The following is a 22,293-nucleotide window of genomic DNA, read 5'->3' on the forward strand; positions in this document are numbered from 1 at the left end:
ACCGGGCCGAACGACGAACCCCACGGGCCCCGGCCCTCGGCCCCTCCCCCGACCGCAGTCCTCCGCCCCGGTCCCCGCGTCCCCGCCCCCTCACCCCGCCCCGCCCCGCCCCGCCCCGCCCCGCCCCGCCCCGAACCATTTGCCCAGGTCCGAGCCGTTGTCAGTGGTCGGGTGCAGGATGGGGGCATGGTCAGCTCCGCAGATCGAGCCCTCGACGGCTTCTCACCCGCGACCCGCGGCTGGTTCACGGGGGCCTTCTCCGCGCCCACCGCGGCCCAGGCGGGGGCGTGGCGGGCGATCGGCGAGGGCTCGGACGTGCTGGTGGTCGCCCCGACCGGCTCCGGCAAGACGCTGGCCGCGTTCCTGGCCGCGCTGGACCAGCTGACGTCCAGCCCGCCCCCGGCCGACCCCCGGAAGCGCTGCCGGGTGCTGTACGTGTCACCGCTGAAGGCCCTCGCGGTGGACGTCGAGCGGAACCTGCGCAGTCCGCTGACCGGCATCCGTCAGGAGTCGGTGCGCCTGGGGCTGCCCGAGCCCGAGGTGAAGGTCGGCATCCGCTCCGGGGACACACCGGCCGCCGAGCGGCGGGCCCTGGCGACCCGTCCGCCGGACATCCTGATCACCACCCCCGAGTCGCTGTTCCTGATGCTGACGTCGGCCACGCGCGACGCCCTCACGGGCGTGGAGACCGTGATCCTGGACGAGGTGCACGCCGTCGCGGGCACCAAACGCGGCGCCCACCTGGCCCTGTCCCTGGAGCGGCTCGACGAGCTGTTGCCCCGGCCGGCCCGTCGCATCGGGCTGTCGGCCACCGTGCGTCCCGTCGACGAGGTCGCGCGCTATCTCTCGCCGCGCCGCAGGGTGGAGATCGTCCAGCCGCCGTCCGGCAAGGAGTTCGACCTGTCGGTGGTCGTTCCGGTGGAGGACCTGGGCGAGCTGGGCGGCTCGCCGGTCGCGGATGCCAACGAGGGCGCGGAACGGCCGTCGATCTGGCCGCACGTGGAGGAGCGGATCGCCGACCTCGTCCAGGCCCACCGCTCCACGATCGTCTTCGCCAACTCCCGCCGCCTCGCGGAGCGGCTGTGCAACCGGCTCAACGAGATCGCGTACGAGCGTGCCACCGGCGAACCGCTGGACGAGCACCACGCCCCGGCGGAGCTGATGGGCGGCTCGGGCGCGGCTCAGGGAGCGTCCCCGGTCCTCGCCCGCGCCCACCACGGCTCGGTCTCCAAGGAGCAGCGCGCCCTGGTCGAGGAGGATCTGAAAGCGGGTCGGCTGCCGGCCGTGGTCGCCACCTCCAGCCTCGAACTGGGCATCGACATGGGCGCGGTGGATCTCGTCGTGCAGGTGGAGTCGCCCCCGTCGGTCGCCTCGGGCCTGCAGCGCGTGGGCCGCGCGGGACACCAGGTGGGCGCGGTCTCCACGGGTGTGGTCTTCCCCAAGTACCGAGGCGATCTGGTCCAGTCGGCCGTGGTCACCGAGCGGATGCGCAGCGGCTCCATCGAGTCCATGAGGATCCCGGGCAACCCCCTGGACGTCCTGGCGCAGCAGGTCGTCGCCATGACCTCGATGGACACCTGGCAGTTCGACGACCTCCTCGCCACGGTCCGCCGCGCGGCCCCCTTCGCGTCGCTGCCCGAGTCCGCGTTCACCGCCGTCCTCGACATGCTCGCGGGCCGCTACCCGTCCGACGCCTTCGCCGAGTTGCGCCCGCGCGTGGTGTGGGACCGGGTCGCCGGCACGATCACGGGCCGCCCGGGAGCCCAGCGGCTCGCCGTCACCTCCGGGGGCACGATCCCGGACCGGGGCCTCTTCGGAGTCTTCCTCGCGGGCTCCGACCCCAAGAAGGGCGGCGGCCGGGTCGGTGAGCTGGACGAGGAGATGGTGTACGAGTCCCGGGTCGGGGACGTGTTCACCCTCGGCACCAGCTCCTGGCGCATCGAGGACATCACGCGGGACCGGGTGCTGGTCTCCCCAGCCCCGGGTGTCCCGGGCCGGCTGCCTTTCTGGAAGGGGGACCAGCTCGGCCGCCCGCTCGAACTGGGCCGCGCCGTCGGCGCGTTCCTGCGCGAGGTGGGCTCCCTGTCCGAGGAGGACGCCCGGCTGCGTCTGCTGACCGCGGGGTTGGACGCCTGGGCCGCGGACAACGTGCTCTCCTACCTGACCGAGCAGCGCGAGGCCTGCGGCCATGTGCCGGACGACCGCACCATCGTCGTCGAACGCTTCCGCGACGAGCTGGGCGACTGGCGGGTCGTCGTCCACTCGCCCTTCGGCGCCCAGGTCCACGCCCCCTGGGCCCTCGCCCTCGGCGCCAAGCTCTCCGAGCGGTACGGCATGGACGCCCAGGTGATGCACGCCGACGACGGCATCGTGCTGCGTCTGCCCGACGCCGACCTGATGGGCCTGGACCTGCTCGACATGGAGCCCATGAAGGCGGGCACACCCTTGAACACGGCGGCCGACGCCGAGCAGGCCCCGCTCGGCGCCGCGGACGTCGCCTTCGACAAGGGCGAGGTCGACCAGATCGTCACCGACCAGGTGGGCGGCTCGGCCCTGTTCGCCTCCCGCTTCCGCGAGTGCGCCGCCCGTGCGCTCCTGCTGCCCCGCCGCAATCCCGGCAAGCGCACGCCGTTGTGGCAGCAGCGCCAGCGCGCGGCCCAGCTGCTGCAGGTGGCCAGCGAGTTCGGTTCGTTCCCGATCGTCCTGGAGGCGGTCCGCGAATGCCTCCAGGACGTCTTCGACGTCCCCGGACTGACCGAGCTGATGGGCGACATCGAGTCCCGCAAGGTCCGCCTCGTCGAGGTCACCACCCCGGAGCCCTCCCCCTTCGCCCGCTCCCTCCTCTTCGGCTACGTCGCCCAGTTCCTGTACGAGGGCGACTCCCCGCTCGCCGAGCGCCGCGCGGCCGCCCTGTCCCTGGACTCCCGGCTGCTCGCCGAGCTGTTGGGCCAGGCGGAGCTGCGGGAGCTGCTCGACGCCGAGGTGCTGACCGAGCTGGAGCGGGAGCTCCAGTGGCTCACCGAGGACCGCCGCGTCAAGGACGCCGAAGGCGTCGCGGACCTGCTCCGCCTCCTCGGCCCCCTCACGGACGCCGAGTTGGCCGAGCGGGGCGCCGAACCGCAGTGGGCACCGGAGCTCGCCGGGTCCCGCCGCGCCATCCGGGCCCGCGTCGCCGGCACCGACCACTGGGCGGCGATCGAGGACGCGGGCCGCCTGCGGGACGCGCTCGGCACCGCCCTGCCGGTCGGCGTGCCGGAGGCCTTCACCGAGCCGGTCAAGGACCCCCTCGGCGACCTGCTGGCCAGGTTCGCGCGCACCCACGGCCCGTTCACCTCGGCCATGGCCGCCGCCCGCTTCGGCCTCGGCGTGGCCGTCACGGACGGCGCCCTGCACCGCCTGGCGGCGAACGGCCGTGTCGTGCAGGGCGAGTTCCACCCGGCGGGCATCGGCCAGGAATGGTGCGACGCGGCCGTGCTGCGCCGGCTGCGGCGCCGCTCGCTGGCGGCCCTGCGCCATGAGCTGGAGCCGGTTCCGCCCGCCGCGCTCGCCCAGTTCCTGCCCCAGTGGCAGCACGTGGGCGGCGGCCACGGACTGCGCGGCGTCGACGGCCTGGTCCGCGCGATCGAACAGCTCCAGGGCGCCTCCGTGCCCGCCTCCGCCCTCGAGAAGCTGGTCCTGCCGTCCCGGGTGGCCAACTACAGCCCGGCGATGCTCGACGAACTCACCGCGTCCGGAGAGATCGTCTGGGCCGGGGCCGGAGCCCTCCCCGGCAAGGACGGCTGGGTCTCGCTGTACGTGGCGGACGCGGCCCCGCTCCTCCTCCCACCGCCGCACCCCCTGGAGCTGACCGCTCTCCACGAGTCGGTCCTGAGCGCGCTCTCCGGCGGCTACGGCCTCTTCTTCCGCCAGATCGCCGACCAGGTCCGCGCGACCACCCACCCCGACAGCACCGATCCCCAACTGGCCGACGCCGTCTGGGACCTGGCCTGGTCCGGCCGACTGACCAACGACACCCTCACCCCCATGCGCTCCCTCCTCGGCTCGGGCCGCACGGCGGGTTCCACCGCCCACCGCGCCAAGCGCATGGTCCCCCGCGGTCGATACGGCTCGCTGACCGCCGCCGCGCGCCCCCAGTCCCGTACGGGCCCGCCCACGGTCGCCGGCCGGTGGTCCCTCCTCCCCGCCCACGAACCCGACCCCACCGTCCGCGCCCACGCATTGGCCCGCACCCTCCTCGACCGCCACGGCGTGGTGACCCGGGGAGCCGTGGGCGCCGAGGGCGTCGAGGGCGGCTTCTCCGCGGTCTACCGGGTCCTCTCCGTCTTCGAGGAGAGCGGCCAGGCCCGCCGTGGCTACGTCGTCGAGGGCCTGGGCGCCGCCCAGTTCGCGATGGACGGCGCCGTGGACCGCCTCCGCGCGGTGTCCAACGCCCGCGAACGCAACGAGCCCGTTCCGAGCCAGACCCCGTACCCCTTCGCCGACGACGCCCACCCCGCGACACAGCCCCGGGACCAGGCCCAGGACCCGTGGGACACCTTCTCCGACGCCTCCGGCACCCCCTTCCCCGCCGTTGGCGCCGACCTTCCCGACCTCGACCCCGGTCTCGACTCCCCGTACGCCCCGGACGGCATCCCCGACGGCCACCACACGTCCGCCCAAGCCGGCCCGTACGCCCGCACCGGCCGCCCCCCGCACCGCACCCGCCCCACGCCTTCCCCGCGAGCCGTCGTCCTGGCCGCCGCCGACCCCGCGAACGCCTACGGGGCCGCCCTCCCGTGGCCCGACCCGCCCACCGAGGCCGGACACAAACCGGGCCGCAAGGCGGGTTCCCTGGTCGTCCTGGTCGACGGCGAGCTGACCCTCTACATGGAGCGCGGCGGCAAGACCCTCCTGGCCTGGCCCGCCGATCCCGACGCCAGACCGCTCGACGACCCCCGGCTGCGCCCGGCCGCCGAGGCCCTCTCCGCGGCGGCCCGCGCGGGCTCCCTGGGCACGGTCACGGTGGAACGCGTGAACGGCACCTCCGCCCTCACCTCCCCCCACGGCCCCCTCCTGGAAGGAGCAGGCTTCATCGCGACCCCCCGCGGCCTGCGCATCCGCGCGTGAACCGCACGACCCCGCCCTCAGGGAGGCGGGACCGTCTCGCCACACGCGGCGGCATGCCCCACCGGACACCCGATCCCATCCGCCACCACGCACGCGATCCCACCGACATGCCACCCTTGACCCATGCCCGAAGGTGACACCGTCTGGCAGACGGCGAGACGACTCCACACCGCCCTCGTCGGCAAGGTCCTGTCCCGCTCCGACCTGAGGGTCCCGAGGTTCGCCACGGCCGACCTCACCGGCCGCACCATCCTGGACGTCACCCCCCGGGGCAAGCACCTCCTCACCCGTATCGAAGGGGACCTGACCCTCCACTCCCACCTGCGGATGGACGGCTCCTGGAAGGTGTACGCCAACGACGAGCGCTGGCGCGGCGGCCCGGCGCACCAGATCCGCGCCATCCTGGGCACCGTCGACCGCACGGCCGTCGGCTACCGCCTCCCCGTGCTGGAGCTGATGCGCACCGCCGACGAGCAGCGCGTCGTGGGCCACCTCGGCCCCGACCTGCTCGGCCCTGACTGGGACCCCGACCGCGCCCTCACCAACCTCCTGAGCGATCCCGCGCGCCCCCTCGGCGAGGCGCTACTGGACCAGCGCAATCTCGCCGGCATCGGCAACGTCTACAAGAGCGAGCTCTGCTTCCTGCTCCGGGTCACCCCCTGGCTCCCGGTCGGCGCCCTCCCGGAGGAGCTCGCCGCCCGGTTGCCCGGCGTCGCCAAGAAGCTCCTCGAAGCCAACCGCGAACGCCCGATCCGCAGCACCACCGGCCACCGCCGCCACGACCTGTTCGTCTACGGCCGTGCCCCCCGCCCATGCCTGCGCTGCCAGACCCCCGTCCGCGCGACCGACCAGGGCGACGGCTCCCGGGAACGTCCCACGTACTGGTGCCCCACCTGCCAGTCGGGGCCGGCCCCGGCCCCCGGTACTGCCAGAACGCCCCGCCCGAGCCCCCGTGGCCGCACGTCGAACCCGAGGTCGTACCCGTAGGCCCGTAACGCCCGAGGCGCCACCACTAATTGACGGACCGTCAGAAACACTCGTACCGTCGCCTCATGCCCATCCCGGCGTACGACCTCACCGGCCGCACCGCGTTCGTCACCGGCGCCGGCAGCGGTATCGGCCGTGCCTCGGCGGTACTGCTCGCCGAGGCGGGCGCATCGGTGCACTGCGCGGACCGTGACGCGCAGGGCCTGCACGAGACGGCGACCCTGATCAAGGCCAGGAGCGGCACCGCCCATGTCCACCACCTCGACGTCACCGACCGCGCCCAGCTCGCGCGGGCGGTGGCCGCCTGCGAGCGTCTCCATGTGATGGCGGCGATCGCCGGGATCATGCACAGCAGCCCGGTACTGGAGACCCGCGACGAGGACCTGGAGCGGGTGTGGAGCGTCAACTTCAAGGGAGTGCTGCACGCCTGCCAGGAAGCGGCCCGCCGAATGATCACCGACGGGACTCGGGGCAGCATCGTCACCATGGCCTCCGGCGCCGTCGACACCGGCGGTCCGGGACTCCTCTGCTACGGCGTGACCAAGGCGGCGGTGGTCCAGCTGACGAGGACCCTGGCGACCGAGGTCGGCCCGCACGGCATCCGCGTCAACGCCGTGGCCCCGGGCTGGATCCGCACACCCATGACCGACCGCCACGACAGCGAAGCACAGGCGCGGACCGAGTCCCGCATGGCCCGGCTGTCACCGCTGAGCCGGGTCGGCGAACCCGACGACATCGCCCACGCCGTGCTGCACCTCGCCTCCGACGCCTCGGCGTTCACGACGGGTCAGATCCTCCGCCCGAACGGCGGGGTGGCCATGCCCTGGTGACCACGGCCCCCACCGCGCCCCCCAGAACAGGACCACCCCCCGCGCCCCCTGACGCGCCCCCCGACCGTTCGCGAGCCCGCCCCTTCGGCACGCAGTGGACAGGCAGGAGACTCAGCCCCCACCCCCCGGCCGCGACCGCCCCCTCCACCGCGCCGGCGTCCGGCACCAGCGCGAGTCGCAGCACACCCCACCACCACAGCGCACCGAGCCCCAGAGCCGCCCCCCAGCGAGCTATTCGCATGGCCGCCACCTCCAAGGCCTTCGGGCCCCCAGAACGACGCTAGACGGCCCTCGTCACGGCCGGAGAGGGCGCACCACCGGCACAGGGACGCACGGCCCCCTCATACGGACCGCGCCCCCGGTGCGCCCGGTGCGCCCCGCAGCCACTCACCGCCGTCCTCACGCCCTCACCGGCCACCCGCGCCGCGTTACCCGTTCTCCGCCTGGAACATCCAGTGGTGCTTCTCGAGATCCGCCGTGATCTGGATGAAGATGTCCTGGCTCACCGGATCCGGCTCCGCGGTGCTCTCCACCCGCGTCCGCATCCGAGTGATCACCGCGCCGAGCGCGTCCACCAGGATCCCCACCGCGTCCGCGTCCTTGACCCAGCCGTCCGGCACCCTGCCGATACCGCTGCTCCCGGCGACCGTCCCGGCCCGCCCGTCCGGCGGGACACCGAGGGTGGAGGCACGTTCGGCGACCGTGTCGGAGTGCAGCCGTGCGGTGTCCACGACCTCGTCGAGCTGGAGATGGACGGAGCGGAAACGCGGCCCGACGACGTTCCAGTGGATCTGTTTGGCCACCAGAGATAGTTCGACAAGATCGACCAGGGCACCTTGCAGCGCCTCGGAGACGGTCTTGAGATCGGCCTCGGACAGCGGGCTCTTCACCACGTTCATCAGCACGCTCCGGATTCTTGAGACGACCGTACGACCACCATGACGGCACACCCCCACCCCGGCAAACGGGAGCCCCAGGCAACACAAAAGCCCCGGCCGACACCCCCCAGGTCTCCCTGGAGGCCCCCGACCGGGGCTCCCGCTTCGCTTCTACCGCTTCACCGGCGCGTGCCGGTGTCATGCACCCAGGTCGCGGCAGGTCACGCCGCGACGACGTCCACCGCTTCGGCGGGCGCCTTGATCGTGACCCGCTCCGGCGGCACACCGGCCACCGAGACGGAGTTGAGCATGGGTCGGCGCACTGGTGCTGGCACCGGCTCGGTGACCGCTGCGGACTGGGCCAGCTCGGCAAGGGCGAGCTCGTCGCTCACTTCCCGCATGAGCTCGGACATCCGTACGTCCAGCGCGTCGCAAATGGCGGAGAGCAGCTCGGAGGAAGCCTCCTTCTGCCCCCGCTCCACCTCGGAGAGATAGCCGAGTGAGACTCGGGCGGACGAGGAGACTTCGCGCAGAGTACGGCCCTGGCGCTGGCGCTGCCGACGCAGCACGTCACCCAGCAGGCGACGGAGCAGAATCATCGGTGGCTCCCTCCTCGGACCGCGTAGCCGCATCCTTCACGCCCCACCGTACCGCCTTGCGCTGCGGCCGTGCGGGGAGCGCTGTTGTGTTCACTCAGGGCTGCAAACATCAAGTCCCCCCGTTCTGTTCCGTATCCTGTGCCCGCTCATTCCCGGTCTGTTCGCCCGCAAGCTCCTGAAGGAGCAGTGCGAGTACGCTCCGTACACTCTCCATACGGATTTCCGTCCGGCCGCCGTTCAACCGCAACGACGACACTTTCCCGCCACCTGATACGCCGGATTCGGCTGTGGACGGTCCGGCGACGGCCACATAGACCGTGCCGACGGGCCGGCCGTCCTGGGGTTCCGGGCCCGCCACACCGGTGGTCGAAATCCCCCAGTCGGCACCGAGCGCCGTGCGGACGCCCCGCGCCATCTCCACCGCGACCTGCGGATCCACCGCTCCCCGCTGATCCAGGAGGGTGGTGTCGACATCCAGCAACCGGTGCTTCAGCTCGGTGGAGTACGCGGTGACCGAGCCCCGGAAGGCCTTCGAGGAACCGGGGACCGCGGTGAGGGCGGCCGCGACCAGACCACCGGTCAGCGACTCCGCGACGGCGAGCGTCTCTCCCCTCACTGTCAGTAGTCGCAGCACTTCGGCGGCCGTGGAAGTCAACGTTCCGCTCCCTCCGCCGCGGCCTCGCGCTCGGCTGTTCCGCGTCGGCGCAGCACAATGGCCTGTCTCACATAGTCGAGCCCGGTGACCACGGTCAGGACGACCGCCGCGGCCATCACCCACCACCTCATGGTCGCCAGGGGCCCCTCCAGCACCAGCACGTACATCCCGACGGCGATGCCCTGGGTCAGGGTCTTCAGCTTGCCGCCCCGGCTCGCGGGAATGACGCCGTACCGGATGACGACGAACCGCAGGAGGGTGATGCCCAGCTCCCGGCCGAGGATGACGCCGGTCACCCACCACGGCAGATCACCGAGATAGGACAGACAGATCAGGGCGGCGCCCATGATCGCCTTGTCGGCGATGGGGTCGGCGATCTTCCCGAAGTCGGTGACGAGGTCGTACGTCCGGGCCAGATGGCCGTCGAAGACGTCGGTGATCATGGCGACGGCGAAGGCGGCCCACGCCCAGGCCCGCCAGACCGGGTCGTATCCGCCGTCCATGAGCATCAGGACGACGAAGCCCGGCACGAGAACCAGGCGGACCATGGTCAGGATGTTCGCGATGTTCCAGAGGCTGGCCTGGTTGACGGCGGCAGCTCCCAGCTTCCCGCCACGGACGGGTCGCGCCTCCCCGGCAGCGCTGGGGGCGGCGGCGCTCGGGGCGCCGGGAACGCCTGAGGCGCTCGCTGCGCTCTTGGCGCCGGAGGTGCCGCCCGCCGCGGATGCCGGGACTCCCGTCATCTGGCCGCCTCCTCAGTACACGCGGGAGAGGCGAGCGAGCCCGGAAGCACCTCGGCCACCAGGTCGACGCCTTCCGTGCCGACCACCTTCGCCTCGACCATAAGGCCGACGCTCAGGTCCTCGCCGTTCGTGAACAGCACCTGGCCGTCCGTCTCGGGCGCCTGGTGCGCGCCGCGGCCGTAGGCGCCCTCGTCTCCGTCGACCGACTCGACCAAGACACGCACGGTCTGTCCGACACGCTCCTCGGCACGCTGCGAGACCAGTTCCTCGCCCAGTCGCGAGACCCGCGCGAGACGCTCGGCGACGACGTCCTCGGCCAGCTTGTTGTCGTACGTCGCCGCTTCGGTGCCCTCCTCGTCGGAGTACCCGAAGACACCGATGGCGTCCAGTCTCGCGCCGTTCAGGAACCGCTCCAGCTCCGCGAGGTCCGCCTCGGTCTCACCGGGGAAGCCCACGATGAAGTTGGACCGGACGCCGGCCTCGGGGGCCTTGCCACGGATGGTGTCCAGCAGCTCCAGGAACCGGTCGGTGTCGCCGAAGCGGCGCATCGAGCGCAGCACCGCGGGGGCGGAGTGCTGGAAGGAGAGGTCGAAGTAGGGCGCGACCTTGGGCGTGGAGGTGAGCACGTCGATGAGGCCGGGCCGCATCTCGGCGGGCTGAAGGTAGCTGACGCGCACCCGCTCGATGCCGTCGACCTCGGCGAGCTCGGGCAGCAGGGACTCCAGCAGCCGGATGTCGCCGAGGTCCTTGCCGTACGAAGTGTTGTTCTCGGAGACCAGCATGACCTCCTTGACGCCCTGCTCGGCGAGCCAGCGCGTCTCGTTCAGCACGTCCGAGGGGCGGCGCGAGATGAAGGAGCCGCGGAAGGAGGGGATGGCGCAGAAGGAGCAGCGGCGGTCGCAGCCGGAGGCGAGCTTCACGGAGGCGACGGGCGAGCCGTCCAGACGGCGGCGCAGCGGGGACCGGGGCCCCGAAGCCGGAGCGAGGCCTTCCGGAAGATCGACGGGGGCGTGCCCGGGAAGCGCGACCTCGGCCGCGGACTCCTGCCGCTGGGCCGGGCTGATCGGCAGCAGCTTGCGCCGGTCGCGCGGGGTGTGCGAGGCGTGGATGCCGCCGTTCAGAATGGTCTGGAGACGGTCGGAGATGTCGGCGTAGTCGTCGAAGCCGAGCACGCCGTCGGCCTCGGGCAGCGCCTCGGCCAGTTCCTTGCCGTACCGCTCCGCCATGCAGCCGACCGCCACGACGGCCTGGGTTCTGCCGTGTCCCTTGAGGTCGTTGGCCTCCAGGAGGGCGTCGACGGAGTCCTTCTTGGCGGCCTCGACGAAGCCACAGGTGTTGACGACCGCGACGTCCGCTTCCTCGGCGTCCTCGACGAGCTCCCAGCCGTCCGCCTCCAAGCGGCCTGCGAGCTCCTCCGAGTCCACCTCGTTACGGGCGCAGCCAAGAGTGACGAGTGCGACGGTACGGCGTTCAGGCATGGGCTCAAGACTACTTCGTCCCAGTGACAGCCCACGTCGACGGGGTTGGCCGATCTTGGCCAACCCCGTACCCGCGTTTCCCTGTGCGCCGTCCGTACGTCCGCTCCGGACGCCCAGCGGGCTCAGCCGACCTCCGGGTCGCCCTTCGTGTACGTCAGACGTTCGACCTGGCCGGGCTGGAAGTCGTCCTTGATCTTCTTGCCGTTGACGTAGAGCTGGACGGCCCCGGCGTCACCGAGGACGAGGTCGATCCGGGAGCTGTCCTGGAAGGTCTTGGACTGCCCCTGCTTGAGCAGGCCGTCCCACAGGAACCGCCCGTTGTGGTCCTTGGCGGAGATCCAGCTGCGCCCGTCGGAGGCGCTGACCTGCACGGTCACCTTGTCGCGGGGCGCGGCCGCGATGGCGCTGTCGGTCGGGTCGGGCTTCGGGTCGGCGTCGGGCTTGTCGGCCTTGGGCGTCGGCGAGGGGGACTTTCCGGTGGTCGGGGTGGAGCCCTCGGCGACCTGGGTGGTGGAGCCGTCGTCGTCTCCGCCGTTGAACGCGGTGAAGCCGACGAAGCCGATCACCGCGACGATCGCGGCGACCATGGCGGCGGTCCAGTTGGGGCCGCGCCGTTCGGGACGGATCCGCTCCGCCTCGAACAGCGGGGCCGCCGGGGTCGGCGCGGGCCGCCCGCCGTGCGCCTCCGCGAACTGTTCGAGGAGTGGCGCGGGGTCGATGCGCACCGCGCGCGCGAGGGTGCGGATGTGACCGCGCGCGTAGACGTCGCCACCGCAGGGGGCGAAGTCGTCCTGCTCGATCGCGTGCACGATGGCGATGCGGACCCGGGTGGCGTTGCTGACGTCGTCGACGGTCAGCCCGGCCGCGATGCGTGCCTGCTGGAGGGCACGGCCGATCGAGGGGCGTTCCGCCGAGCGTTCGTCACGGTCGTCTTCGAACGGACGCTCGTCTTCGGGGAAGTTGCCGTCAGGGGAGTTGCCGATGGACACGGGGGCGCCTTTCGAGCGTGTAGCCACCTGTGCTGGGGGTTCAGTCTAGGGGGGGTACGAAAGGGTGGGGCAACCGGGCGGTGGGACTTTGTACGCCATCAGAATGGCCGGACATCCTGCTGGTGGTGAGGGTGCGGGCACGGGGCTGTCCCCTCGTCCAACTTGACGTGCGACGGAGGGAAACGGTTGCTCACCATTTCCTTACGGGTGAGTCACGTTCGAATACCCGGATGCTGTAGTCCCATCCGTGTTCTGCCCGCCGGACAACCGGTTTTCTCCTGCCGTGCGCGCCTGTCGCGCCCCTCCGCGATACCGCTGCGGCCCTTACGCCTCAGTCTCCCCCCGGATCACGGCGAGCACGCCGTCCAGCTCATCGGGTTTCACAAGAACGTCACGTGCCTTGGAGCCTTCGCTCGGTCCGACGACGCCCCGGGATTCCATCAGGTCCATCAGCCGCCCGGCCTTGGCGAAGCCGACGCGCAGCTTGCGCTGGAGCATGGAGGTCGAGCCGAACTGCGTGGAGACGACCAGCTCGGCCGCCTGGCACAGCAGGTCGAGGTCGTCGCCGATCTCCTCGTCGATCTCCTTCTTCTGCTTGGTGCCCACGGTGACGTCGTCCCGGAAGACGGGCGCCATCTGGTCCTTGCAGTGCTGGACGACGGCCGCGACCTCGTCCTCGGTCACGAACGCGCCCTGCATACGGGTCGGTTTGTTCGCCCCCATCGGCAGGAACAGCCCGTCGCCCTTGCCGATCAGCTTCTCGGCCCCCGGCTGGTCGAGGATGACGCGGGAGTCGGCGAGCGAGGATGTGGCGAAGGCGAGCCGGGAGGGCACGTTCGCCTTGATGAGACCGGTGACGACGTCCACGGACGGCCGCTGGGTGGCGAGCACCAGATGGATGCCGGCCGCGCGCGCCAGCTGGGTGATACGGACGATCGCGTCCTCGACGTCCCTCGGCGCCACCATCATCAGGTCGGCCAGCTCGTCCACGATGACCAGCAGATACGGGTACGGCTGGAGCTCTCGCTCACTGCCCTCGGGCAGCTTCACCTTGCCGTTCCTGATGGCCTCGTTGAAGTCGTCGATGTGCCGGTAGCCGAACGCGGCCAGGTCGTCGTAGCGCAGGTCCATCTCGCGCACGACCCACTGGAGCGCCTCGGCGGCCCGCTTGGGGTTGGTGATGATCGGCGTGATGAGGTGCGGGATGCCCTCGTAGGCCGTCAGCTCGACGCGCTTGGGGTCGACGAGGACCATGCGGACGTCCTCGGGCGTCGCACGGACCATGATCGACGTGATCAGGCAGTTGATGCACGACGATTTACCGGAGCCGGTCGCACCCGCGACGAGCACATGCGGCATCTTCGCCAGATTGGCCATCACATAGCCGCCCTCGACGTCCTTGCCGAGCGCGACCAGCATCGGGTGGTCGTCCTCGGCCGCGTCCGCGAGGCGCAGGACGTCGCCGAGGTTGACCATCTCGCGGTCGGTGTTGGGGATCTCGATGCCGACGGCCGACTTGCCGGGAATCGGGCTGATGATCCGTACGTCCGGGCTGGCGACGGCGTAGGCGATGTTCTTGGTGAGCGCGGTGATCCGCTCGACCTTGACCGCCGGCCCCAGCTCGACCTCGTAGCGCGTGACCGTCGGCCCGCGGGTGAAGCCGGTGACCGAGGCATCGACCTTGAACTCGGAGAACACGTTCGACAGGGAGGCCACTATGGCGTCGTTCGCGGCGCTGCGCGCCTTGCCAGGGCCGCCCCGCTCCAGGAGGTCGAGCGAGGGCAGCGCGTAGGTGATGTCGCCGGAGAGCTGGAGCTGCTCGGCTCGCGCCGGCAGCTCGCGGGGCTCGTCCGGTGCCTTCTTGGTCAGGTCCGGCACCAGGGCGTCCTGCCGGGCACCCTTGGGCGGCTTGGCGGCCGGGGGCTCCTGCTGGGGCGGCTTGCTGCGCGCGGCCGGAACGGGCGTGGTCTCCTCCCGGTCCCCCACGGTGACGCCCTGGGTGAGGTCGGCGACCACCGGCGAGGGCGGCATGCCGTGCAGCACCGCCCCGTCGAGCGCGGCGGCGGCCGCCGCGGCCACGTCCACGGCGTCCATCGGCCGGTCCGGATCGGGCTGCCGCACGGCGGAGCGCCTCGGGCGGCGCCGGGTGAGGGCCTCCTGCTCGGCGCCGTCGGGGTCGTACGGCCCGGGGGCGGAGCCGCGCCGACGGGAGCGCGCGGGCAGGCTGTCGCGCCACTGTTCCTCGTAGCGCGCGTCGTCCTCGCCGTACTCGTCGTCGTCCTCGTCGTCGGCGATGATGCCCAGCTTCTGGCCGAGCAGCCGAAGTCGCTGCGGGATCGCGTTGACCGGCGTGGCGGTGACGACGAGCAGGCCGAAGACCGTGAGCAGCACGAGCATCGCCACGGCGAGGGCCTCGCCCATGGTGTACGTCAGCGGGGTGGCCGTGCCCCAGCCGATGAGGCCTCCGGCGTCCCTTATCGCCTGCATGCCGACGCTGCGGGCGGGCGAGCCGCAGGCGATGTGGACCTGGCCGAGGATGCCGATGACGAGCGCGGACAGGCCGATGACGATCCGGCCGTTGGCCTCGGGCTTCTCGGGGTGCCGGATGAACCGCACGGCGATGACCGCGAGCAGTATCGGCACCAGCAGGTCGAGTCGGCCGAAGGCGCCGGTGACCAGCATCTCTACGAGATCACCGACCGGGCCGCGCAGGTTCGACCAGGTGCCGGCGGCGACGATCAGGGCGAGCGCGAGCAGCAGCAGCGCGACGCCGTCCTTGCGGTGCGCCGGGTCGAGATTCCGCGCGCCCTGCCCTATGCCGCGGAAGACGGCGCCGACGGCGTGCGCGGCACCGAGCCAGATGGCGCGTACCAGTCGGTACACGCCTCCGGTCGGATTGGGCGCCGGCTTCGGAGGGGCCGCCTTCTTCGCCGTCGCCTTCTTGGCGGGTGCCTTCTTGGCGGCGGCTTTCTTCGCGGGGGCCTTCTTCGCCGGAGCCTTCGTCGGAGCGGCCGCCTTCTTCGCGGGCGGCTTCTTCGCTGCGGACTGACGTGAGGCCATGGGTGTGAGGTTACCGGTGGAGGCCACAGCCGACACGTGTGCCTACTGCTTCACCCGTTCGTGTCGCGCGTGCGTCGGCCCGAAGCTGACGCGGCCTGACCGGCCGTCAACCGCGAGGGCGCACCAGTATCGGCGTCACCGGCCTACCGGCCCCGGGCCCGGCAGATGGCGCCCGGCCACAACGAGGCGCGGGCCCGGGCCACTTGCGTGACCGGGCCCGCGCCCTGATGTGCGCTCAGTTCTGTGACGGCATGGGCGAGGGTCCGCCCGTGCCCGGCTCCAACGCGTCCAGCGCCCTGCGCAGACCGGTGAGTTTGCGTTCGAGATGGGCCGCGGTGGCCACCGCCGCGGCGTCCGCGGAGTCGTCGTCGAGCTGTTTGGAGAGCGCCTCCGCCTGCTCCTCGACGGCCGCGAGCCGCGCGGAGAGCTCGGCGAGAATGCCTCCGGAGGGCTCCTTGGAACCGCCCGCCGCACCCTTGCCACCGCCCTCCAACTGGAGCCGCAGCAGCGCCGCCTGCTCCCTGAGCTGGCAGTTCTTCATGTACAGCTCGACGAAGACGGAGACCTTGGCGCGCAGCACCCAGGGGTCGAACGGCTTCGAGATGTAGTCGACCGCACCCGCCGCGTACCCACGGAACGTGTGGTGCGGTCCGTGGTTGATGGCGGTGAGGAAAATGATCGGGATGTCCCGGGTCCGTTCACGCCGCTTGATGTGCGCGGCCGTCTCGAAACCGTCCATGCCCGGCATCTGGACGTCCAGCAGAATGACCGCGAAGTCGTCCGTCAGCAGCGCCTTGAGCGCTTCCTCCCCGGACGATGCCCGCACCAGTGTCTGATCGAGCGCGGAGAGGATGGCCTCCAGCGCCAACAGATTCTCCGGCCGGTCATCGACCAGGAGGATCTTGGCCTTCTGCACCATGGCCCGCCCTCCTCGCCCCGGCTTGGGGCCTCCCCTGTCCGCAGGACTCGACGTGACACCGCTCGGCGTCACCCCAGGGGACGACTCCCTCGCGCCACCCGTCCTTGTGCCGGTCATCGTAGCCGCACCCCGCCCGTCGCCACACCCTGTCACCGTGATGTCACTGTGCTCGTAGCAGAAACGCAAGCGGAGACCAGAAGGTTCCCCGAATCCCGCGTTTCTACACGGCCTCGGGCACACTCCGTCAGCAACTCCGTGCGCCCCCCGACGGGTTGTGACCACGGGCCGTACCGCCTGTCACTCACTCCGCATCCACTGCTCCATCACCGCCAGCAGATGATCCGGATCGACCGGCTTCGTCACATAGTCGGAGGCACCCGAGTCGATCGCCTTCTCCCGGTCGCCCTTCATCGCCTTCGCCGTCAGCGCGATGATCGGCAACCCGGCGAACTGCGGCATCCGGCGGATCGCCGTGGTCGTCGCGTACCCGTCCATCTCGGGCATCATGATGTCCATCAGCACGACCGTCACGTCGTCGTGCTGCTCCAGGACCTCGATGCCCTCGCGGCCGTTCTCGGCGTACAGCACGGACAGGCCGTGCTGCTCCAGGACGCTGGTGAGCGCGAAGACATTACGGATGTCGTCGTCGACGATGAGCACCTTCTCGCCGTAGAACCGGGCCGCCGTCCGGCGCGCCCGCGACGCCGCCTCCTGAGCCGCCTGCTGCGCCCAGTGCTCCTGAGCCTGCCCGTTGCCCTGCGCGTGCGCGGAGGACGGGGAGCCGGCCGACACGGACCTGCGGCGCCGCCTGAAGAGCGCGGCGGCCCCGTTCTGGGTCTCGCGGTACGACTTCACCTCGGCCGGCGTCTCGGCGCGCTGGGCCAGCTCCTCCTCGGAGGCCAGCAGCTCGCCCGCCTCCAGCGCCGCAGGCGCGTTGTGCGCGTAGCCCTGCGGGGGCAGTTCGCTGGGGTGCAGCGGCAGGTACAGGGTGAAGGTGGAACCGCGTCCGGGCTCGCTCTGCGCGTGGATTTCGCCGCCCAGCAGCCGGGCGATCTCCCGCGAGATGGACAACCCCAGACCCGTACCGCCGTACTTACGGCTTGTGGTGCCGTCCGCCTGCTTGAACGCCTCGAAGATGACCCGCATCTTGCTGGCCGCGATACCGATGCCCGTGTCCGTCACCGAGAAGGCGATCATGTCGGCGTCCGCGTCCCGCAGCGAACCCGCCTCCAGCAGCTGCTCCCGGATGGCCACCGGCACGTCCGCGCCCGCCGGCCGGATGACCAGCTCCACGGCCCCGGAGTCGGTGAACTTCACCGCGTTCGACAGCAGGTTCCGCAGCACCTGCAGCAGGCGCTGTTCGTCCGTGTGCAGGGTGGCGGGCAGCTCCGGCGAGACCCGTACGGAGAAGTCGAGCCCCTTCTCCGCGGTCAGTGGCCGGAAGGTGGCCTCCACGTAGTCGACGAGCTGGACGAGGGCGATCCGGGTCGGGGAGACGTCCATCTTGCCCGCCTCGACCTTCGACAGGTCCAGGATGTCGTTGATGAGCTGCAGCAGGTCGGAACCCGCCCCGTGGATCGTCTCGGCGAACTCGACCTGCTTGGGAGTCAGGTTCGACTCGGCGTTGTCGGCGAGCAGCTTGGCGAGGATCAGCAGCGAGTTCAGCGGCGTGCGCAGCTCGTGCGACATGTTCGCGAGGAACTCGCTCTTGTAGCGCATGGACACCGCGAGCTGCTCGGCCCGCTCCTCCAGAACCTGCCGCGCCTCCTCGATCTCGGTGTTCTTCACCTCGATGTCGCGGTTCTGTCGGGCCAGCAGCTCGGCCTTCTCCTCCAGTTCGGCGTTGGACGCCTGGAGCGCCTTCTGCCGGTTCTCCAACTCGTCCGACCGCTCGCGCAGTTGCTCGGTCAGCTCCTGCGACTGCTTCAGCAGCACCTCGGTCTTGGTGTTGACGGAGATGGTGTTGACGCTCGTCGCGATCATCTCCGCGATCTGGCTCAGGAAGTCCTTCTGGATCTGGGTGAACGGCGTGAACGACGCCAGCTCGATCACCCCGAGCACGGTTCCCTCGAAGAGCACCGGCAACACGATGACCTGTGCCGGGGGCGCCTCGCCGAGCCCGGAGGAGATCTTCAGGTAACCGCTCGGCGCGTTCTCCACCAGGATCGTGCGCTTCTCCTTGGCCGCCGTCCCGACCAGCGCCTCCCCGGGCCGGAACGACGTCGGCATGGAGCCCATCGAATAGCCGTACGAGCCGAGCATGCGCAGCTCGTACTGGTCGTCGTTGTCCGGGGCCAGGTCCTTGCCGTCGAGGAACGGCAGCGCGAGGAAGAAGGCACCGTGCTGCGCGGACACCACCGGCGTCAGTTCGCTCATGATCAGCGAAGCCACGTCGTCGAGGTCCCGCCGGCCCTGCATCAGGGCGGAGATCCGGGCGAGGTTGCCCTTGAGCCAGTCCTGCTCCTGGTTGGCGATCGTGGTGTCGCGCAGGTTGGCGATCATCTTGTTGATGTAGTCCTGCAGCTCCTTGATCTCGCCGGACGCATCGACGTCGATCTTGAGGTTCAGGTCACCCCGGGTCACCGCGGTGGCCACGCGCGCGATGGCACGGACCTGCCGGGTCAGGTTCCCGGCCATCTCGTTCACCGACTCGGTGAGGTCCCGCCAGGTGCCGTCGACGTCCCGCACCCGCGCGAGACCGCCCAGCTGCCCCTCGGTGCCCACCTCGCGGGCCACCCGGGTCACCTCCTCCGCGAACGACGACAGCTGGTCGACCATCGTGTTGATGGTGGTCTTCAGCTCCAGGATCTCGCCGCGCGCGTCGATGTCGATCTTCTTGGTCAGATCGCCCTTGGCGATGGCGGTCGTCACCATCGCGATGTTGCGGACCTGCCCGGTGAGGTTGGACGCCATCGAGTTCACCGACTCGGTGAGGTCCTTCCACGTACCCGCCACACCCGGTACGTGCGCCTGACCGCCCAGGATGCCGTCCGTGCCCACCTCGCGGGCCACCTTGGTGACCTGGTCGGCGAACGAACTCAGCGTCTTCACCATGCTGTTGAAGGTGTCGGCGAGCTGCGCGACCTCACCGGCCGCCTCGATCGTCACCGTCCGGGTCAGGTCGCCGTTGGCGACGGCCGCGGCGACCTGGGAGATGTTCCGCACCTGCATGGTCAGGTTCTTGGCCATCAGGTTCACATTGCCGCTGAGGTCCTTCCAGATGCCGGTGACACCCGGCACGTGCGCCTGGCCGCCGAGAATGCCCTCGGTGCCCACCTCGCGGGCCACCCGGGTCACCTGCTCGGCGAACGACGACAGCTGGTCCACCATCGTGTTGACGGTGGTGACGAGCTCCAGGATCTCGCCCTTGGCGTCGACGGTGATCTTCTTCGACAGGTCGCCCTTGGCGACCGCGGTCGTGACCTCGGCGATCTGGCGCACCTGGATGGTCAGGTTGTTCGCCATGAAGTTCACCGACTGCGTGAGGTCCTTCCAGGTGCCGGAGACGCCCTGCACCTCGGCCTGACCGCCGAGCTGGCCCTCCGTACCCACCTCACGGGCGACCCGGGTGACCTCCTCAGCGAACGACGACAGCTGGTCCACCATCGTGTTCAGCGTGTTCTTCAGCTCCAGGATCTCGCCGCGCGCGTCCACGGTGATCTTCTGCGAGAGGTCGCCCCTGGCCACCGCCGTGGCCACCTGGGCGATGTTGCGCACCTGGCCGGTGAGGTTGCCGGCCATGCCGTTCACGGACTCGGTGAGGTCGCGCCACACGCCGGCCACGCCGGGCACCTGCGCCTGACCGCCGAGGCGGCCCTCCGTACCCACGTCCCGGGCGACCCGGGTCACCTGATCCGCGAAGGACGACAGCTGGTCGACCATCGTGTTGATGGTGTTCTTCAGCTCCAGGATCTCGCCGCGCGCGTCCACGTCGATCTTCTGGGAGAGGTCACCCCGCGCCACGGCCGTCGTCACCTGCGCGATGTTCCGCACCTGCGAGGTGAGATTGCCGGCCATCGAGTTGACGGAGTCGGTGAGCTCCTTCCACGTGCCGGACACACCGTCCACGCGGGCCTGACCGCCGAGGCGGCCCTCCGTACCCACGTCCCGGGCCATCCGCGTCACCTGGTCGGCGAAGCTCGACAGCTGGTCCACCATCGTGTTCACGGTGTTCTTCAGTTCGAGCATCTCGCCCGCGACATCGACGGTGACCTTCTGCGAGAGATCACCGTTGGCCACGGCCGTGGTCACCGCCGCGATGTTCCTCACCTGTCCGGTGAGGTTGCGGAACGCGGTGTTGACGGAGTCCGTCAGGTCCTTCCACGTACCGGCCGCGCCCGGCACCTGCGCCTGACCGCCCAGCCGGCCCTCGGCACCCACCTCGTTGGCCACCCGCGTGACCTCGTCACCGAAGGACGACAGCTGGTCGACCATGCCGTTGACGGTGTTCTTCAGTTCGAGCATCTCGCCGGCCACGTCCACGGTGACCTTCTGCGAGAGATCGCCGTCGGCCACCGCCGTCGTGACGGCCGCGATGTCCCGCACCTGGATGGTGAGGTTCCGGAACACCGTGTTCACCGAATCGGTGAGGTCCTTCCACGTTCCCGCCGCGCCCGGTACCTGCGCCTGACCGCCGAGCCGCCCCTCGGCCCCGACCTCGTTGGCCACCCGCGTGACCTCGTCGGCGAAGATCCGCAGCGTCTCGGTCATCTGGTTGATCGTCTCGGCGAGCTTGGCGACCTCGCCCCGTGCGGGCACGGTCACCTTCTGCGACAGGTCACCGTTGGCGACCGCGGTGGTGACCTGGGCGATCCCCCGCACCTGCGCGGTGAGATTGCCGGCCATCAGGTTCACCGAATCGGTGAGTTCCTTCCACACCCCGGCCACACCCGGCACCTCGGCCTGCCCGCCGAGCTGCCCTTCCGTACCCACCTCACGGGCCACCCGCGTCACCTCGGAGGAGAACGCGGACAACTGGTCCACCATCGTGTTGACGGTGACCTTCAGCTCCAGCATCTCGCCGGCCACGTCCACCGTGACCTTGCGGGACAGGTCACCCTTCGCGACCGCCGTCGTCACCAGCGCGATGTCCCTCACCTGCGCGGTGAGCCGGTACGCCATCGTGTTGACGGACTCCGTCAGGTCCTTCCACGAACCGGACATGCCGCGCACCTTGGCCTGCCCGCCCAGCTTGCCCTCCGTGCCCACCTCACTGGCCACCCGGGTGACCTCGTCGGTGAACGTGGACAGCTGGTCGACCAGGTTGTTGACCGTACGCCCGACCTTCAGGAACTCCCCGCGCAACGGATGCCCGGTCCCGTCCGGCGCCTGCGTCCGCAGCTCCATCCGCGGCGAGAGATCACCGTCCGCCACGGCCGACAGCACCCGGCTGACCTCGGAGACAGGCCGTACGAGGTCGTCGACCAGCGCGTTCGACGCGTCGATCGCCGCCGCCCAGGACCCCTCGGTGGCACCCGTCTCCAGCCGCTCTGTGAGCTTGCCCTCACGCCCGACGACCCGCCGCACCCGCGACAGCTCGCCGGTGAGATGCAGATTCCGGTCCGCCACCTCGTTGAAGACCGCGGCGATCTCGGCCATGACGCCGTCGCCCGAGACGGTCAGCCGCTTGCGGAAGTTGCCGTCCCGCATCGCTTCCAGAGCCGTGAGCAGCCGGCTCAGGGCGGCCGTGTCCACGGTCGTGGTTCCATTGCGTGGTTTGCGCGACTTGCGCTGGTCGCTCAGGGACTGTCCGCCTTTCGCGCGCGCTTTAGTGCCCCGCGTCGCTCCGCCAGACTCCACTGTGTCCCTCCCGCAAGGGTCGACCGTTCCTGCTGGGCGTACTTCGCCGTATTCGAACGCTTCGTACTGCTCATACTGCTCATACCACTCGTGCTACTTCGTACTCGGAGTCGCCCGACCTTCTCCTGGAAGCCTGCCCAGTGTTTCACCATGGCTGAACCAGGCCATAACAGTTCGGCAGCTTCGCACACGGTCCGCACACCTCCGGACGGAAACACAGACGACCGGCATCCGCATGGACGGCGAAGGT

General features: G+C 70.8%; 13 protein-coding genes. 3 read left to right on the plus strand and 10 right to left on the minus strand.

What is annotated here, in order from left to right; all coding sequences use genetic code 11:
* Positions 1-186: 186 nt before the first annotated feature.
* The 3 genes from P8T65_RS12140 to P8T65_RS12150 all read left to right on the plus strand — a co-directional run bounded on the left by P8T65_RS12140 (position 187) and on the right by P8T65_RS12150 (position 6,923).
* Positions 187-5,106 carry an ATP-dependent helicase gene (locus P8T65_RS12140; RefSeq protein ID WP_316725408.1) on the plus strand — a complete coding sequence of 1,640 codons (4,920 nt, stop codon included), beginning with the start codon at positions 187-189 and terminating at the stop codon, positions 5,104-5,106.
* 123 nt (positions 5,107-5,229) lie between these two features.
* The gene (locus P8T65_RS12145; protein WP_316725409.1) at positions 5,230-6,093 is read left to right on the plus strand and encodes a DNA-formamidopyrimidine glycosylase family protein; all 864 of its coding nucleotides are present in this window, start codon (positions 5,230-5,232) and stop codon (positions 6,091-6,093) included.
* 65 nt (positions 6,094-6,158) lie between these two features.
* Positions 6,159-6,923, plus strand: a complete 765-nt coding sequence (locus tag P8T65_RS12150; RefSeq protein WP_230212706.1) for an SDR family NAD(P)-dependent oxidoreductase — start codon at positions 6,159-6,161, stop codon at positions 6,921-6,923.
* Here the strand turns inward: P8T65_RS12150 and P8T65_RS12155 are convergent.
* From P8T65_RS12155 to P8T65_RS12200, 10 genes are all read right to left on the minus strand, one after another.
* Positions 6,871-7,164 carry a hypothetical protein gene (locus P8T65_RS12155; RefSeq protein WP_316725410.1) on the minus strand — a complete coding sequence of 98 codons (294 nt, stop codon included), beginning with the start codon at positions 7,162-7,164 and terminating at the stop codon, positions 6,871-6,873. The genes P8T65_RS12150 and P8T65_RS12155 overlap by 53 nt on opposite strands.
* Before the next feature lie 187 nt (positions 7,165-7,351).
* Positions 7,352-7,822 (minus strand): DNA starvation/stationary phase protection protein, encoded by a 471-nt coding sequence (locus P8T65_RS12160; protein WP_316725411.1) that lies wholly within the window; start codon positions 7,820-7,822, stop codon positions 7,352-7,354.
* A 200-nt stretch (positions 7,823-8,022) separates the two neighbouring features.
* Positions 8,023-8,400: a helix-turn-helix domain-containing protein gene (locus tag P8T65_RS12165; protein WP_086752029.1), complete on the minus strand. Its 378-nt coding sequence runs from the start codon at positions 8,398-8,400 to the stop codon at positions 8,023-8,025.
* Positions 8,401-8,509: 109 nt separating this feature from the next.
* Positions 8,510-9,055 carry a CinA family protein gene (locus P8T65_RS12170; RefSeq protein ID WP_316725412.1) on the minus strand — a complete coding sequence of 182 codons (546 nt, stop codon included), beginning with the start codon at positions 9,053-9,055 and terminating at the stop codon, positions 8,510-8,512.
* Positions 9,052-9,798, minus strand: coding sequence for a CDP-diacylglycerol--glycerol-3-phosphate 3-phosphatidyltransferase (gene pgsA, locus P8T65_RS12175; protein ID WP_316725413.1), 747 nt, complete (start codon positions 9,796-9,798; stop codon positions 9,052-9,054). Before pgsA ends, P8T65_RS12170 begins: the two co-directional genes overlap by 4 nt.
* Entirely contained in the window at positions 9,795-11,276 is a 1,482-nt protein-coding gene (gene rimO, locus P8T65_RS12180; protein ID WP_316725414.1) for a 30S ribosomal protein S12 methylthiotransferase RimO, read from the minus strand. The genes pgsA and rimO overlap by 4 nt, the downstream gene beginning before the upstream one ends.
* Positions 11,277-11,398: 122 nt before the next feature.
* Positions 11,399-12,265 (minus strand): RodZ domain-containing protein, encoded by an 867-nt coding sequence (locus P8T65_RS12185; RefSeq protein WP_316725415.1) that lies wholly within the window; start codon positions 12,263-12,265, stop codon positions 11,399-11,401.
* Between the two features lie 324 nt (positions 12,266-12,589).
* Positions 12,590-15,325 carry a DNA translocase FtsK gene (locus tag P8T65_RS12190; RefSeq protein WP_316725416.1) on the minus strand — a complete coding sequence of 912 codons (2,736 nt, stop codon included), beginning with the start codon at positions 15,323-15,325 and terminating at the stop codon, positions 12,590-12,592.
* A 235-nt stretch (positions 15,326-15,560) separates the two neighbouring features.
* Positions 15,561-16,244, minus strand: a complete 684-nt coding sequence (locus tag P8T65_RS12195) for a two-component system response regulator (RefSeq protein ID WP_033525098.1) — start codon at positions 16,242-16,244, stop codon at positions 15,561-15,563.
* Positions 16,245-16,541: 297 nt separating this feature from the next.
* Positions 16,542-21,938 (minus strand): HAMP domain-containing protein, encoded by a 5,397-nt coding sequence (locus P8T65_RS12200; RefSeq protein WP_316725417.1) that lies wholly within the window; start codon positions 21,936-21,938, stop codon positions 16,542-16,544.
* Positions 21,939-22,293: the final 355 nt, after the last annotated feature.

This window comes from Streptomyces sp. 11x1, assembly GCF_032598905.1.
Classification (GTDB): domain Bacteria; phylum Actinomycetota; class Actinomycetes; order Streptomycetales; family Streptomycetaceae; genus Streptomyces.

Excerpts from the sequence above, each read along its gene's own strand:
- P8T65_RS12140 (WP_316725408.1), top strand. The coding sequence starts at position 187 with ATGGTCAGCTCCGCAGATCGAGCCCTCGACGGCTTCTCACCCGCGACC.
- P8T65_RS12145 (WP_316725409.1), top strand. The coding sequence starts at position 5,230 with ATGCCCGAAGGTGACACCGTCTGGCAGACGGCGAGACGACTCCACACC.
- P8T65_RS12150 (WP_230212706.1), top strand. The coding sequence starts at position 6,159 with ATGCCCATCCCGGCGTACGACCTCACCGGCCGCACCGCGTTCGTCACC.
- P8T65_RS12155 (WP_316725410.1), bottom strand. The coding sequence starts at position 7,164 with ATGCGAATAGCTCGCTGGGGGGCGGCTCTGGGGCTCGGTGCGCTGTGG.
- P8T65_RS12160 (WP_316725411.1), bottom strand. The coding sequence starts at position 7,822 with ATGAACGTGGTGAAGAGCCCGCTGTCCGAGGCCGATCTCAAGACCGTC.
- P8T65_RS12165 (WP_086752029.1), bottom strand. The coding sequence starts at position 8,400 with ATGATTCTGCTCCGTCGCCTGCTGGGTGACGTGCTGCGTCGGCAGCGC.
- pgsA (WP_316725413.1), bottom strand. The coding sequence starts at position 9,798 with ATGACGGGAGTCCCGGCATCCGCGGCGGGCGGCACCTCCGGCGCCAAG.
- rimO (WP_316725414.1), bottom strand. The coding sequence starts at position 11,276 with ATGCCTGAACGCCGTACCGTCGCACTCGTCACTCTTGGCTGCGCCCGT.
- P8T65_RS12190 (WP_316725416.1), bottom strand. The coding sequence starts at position 15,325 with ATGGCCTCACGTCAGTCCGCAGCGAAGAAGCCGCCCGCGAAGAAGGCG.
- P8T65_RS12195 (WP_033525098.1), bottom strand. The coding sequence starts at position 16,244 with ATGGTGCAGAAGGCCAAGATCCTCCTGGTCGATGACCGGCCGGAGAAT.